We start from the raw sequence: 1,482 nt of genomic DNA, 5'->3' as shown, positions 1-1,482 counted from the left end.
GCCGTACGCCCGATGCTCGCCGAGGCGGCGCACCGCGTACCCCTCGTATGGGATCCGCACCCGCGGGGCGGAGCTCCCGTGCCGGGGGCCCGTCTGGTCACCCCCAACGCGGCCGAGGCGGCGGCGCTCAGCCCGGACGAGGGCGACTCGCTGGGGGCCCACGCCCGGCGGGGCGCCGACCTGGCCGAACGGTGGGGAGCGGCCTCGGTCGCGGTCACCCTCGGGGACCGGGGGGTGCTGCTGGCCCGGGCGCGCTCGACCGCACCGATGCTGGTCCCCGCGCCCTATCGGGCCGCGGGCGATCCGTGCGGGGCCGGTGACTGCTTCGCCGCCCTCGCGGCGGCCGCGCTCGCGGACGGCGCCCTGCCGGAGGAGGCGGTCCAGCAGGCGGTGGCGGGGGCGGCCGCGTTCGTGGCGGCCGGGGGCGCCGGCGACCCCGCGCTGTGGCAGGGCCCGGCCGCCGGCGCCGACCCCCGCGCGGACGACGACGTCTTCGCGCTCGCCGAGGCCGTACGGGCGCGCGGCGGCACGGTCGTGGCCACCGGCGGCTGCTTCGACCTGCTGCACGCGGGCCACGTGGGGCTGCTGGACAGTGCCCGGCGGATCGGGGACTGCCTGATCGTGTGCGTGAACTCGGACGACTCGCTCAGACGGCTGAAGGGGCCGGGGCGTCCGCTGACGCCGCTGGAGGACCGGATGCGCGTCCTGGCGGCGCTCGCCAGCGTGGACGCCGTGGTCGCCTTCGAGGAGGACACCCCGGCGGTGCTGCTGCACTCCCTGCGGCCCGACGTGTGGGTCAAGGGCGGCGACTACTCGGCGGAGGACCTGCCGGAAGCCTCGGTGCTGCGGGCGTGGGGCGGCCAGGCGGTCGTGCTGCCGTACCTGGACGGACGGTCCACGAGCCGCCTCGCCCGCCGCGCCGCGCATGCCGCCGCGGTCAGCAGCAGCGGTGAGAGCGGGTGAGGCCCGGAGCCGGCGGGGACCGGCGATGACACGGGCCGGTGAGCCGGGCCGAGGGGCCTCCCCGGCCGGGCCGCACCCAAGGCCCAGTGTCCTGGTGCTGCGCGCGCTGGGGCTGGGGGACCTGCTCACCGCAGTGCCCGCGCTGCGCGCCCTGCGCCGGGCGCTGCCCCACCACGAGCTCGTCCTGGCCGCCCCCGACCGGCTGGCCGAGGCGGCCCGCGCCACCGGGCTGGTGGACCGCCTGCTGCCCGCGTACGCGCCGGGGCGTGCCGTCCCGGGCGAGCTGGACTGGTCCGGGCCGCCCCCGGACAGCGGGGTCGACCTGCACGGCAACGGGCCGCCGAGCCGGCTGCTGCTCCAGCGGCTGCGACCGCGCCGGCTGTTCGGTTTCCGGCATGCCGAGCTGCCGGAGATCACCGGGCCGCATTGGCGTGCGGACGAGCACGAGCGGGTGCGCTGGTGCCGGCCGCTGCTCGGTCCGGCAGTCCCGTGCTCCACCCACCCCAAATCCGGGATGAA

Annotated in this window: 1 protein-coding gene and 1 pseudogene; both read left to right on the top strand. The window is 78.6% G+C overall.

Annotation, left to right across the window (positions count from 1 at the left end; translation table 11 throughout):
• Window positions 1-963, top strand: a 963-nt coding sequence (rfaE2, locus tag AB0B01_RS30715; RefSeq protein ID WP_361726231.1) for a D-glycero-beta-D-manno-heptose 1-phosphate adenylyltransferase, incomplete at its 5' end; no start/stop codon positions are given.
• 25 nt (window positions 964-988) lie between these two features.
• Window positions 989-1,482: pseudogene (locus tag AB0B01_RS30710) on the top strand (glycosyltransferase family 9 protein); the annotation flags it as partial.

This window comes from Streptomyces sp. NPDC044571, assembly GCF_040647115.1.
Classification (GTDB): domain Bacteria; phylum Actinomycetota; class Actinomycetes; order Streptomycetales; family Streptomycetaceae; genus Streptomyces.
The sequence above is the reverse complement of the archived record's forward strand: the minus strand, read 5'-3'. Positions and strand labels throughout refer to the sequence as shown.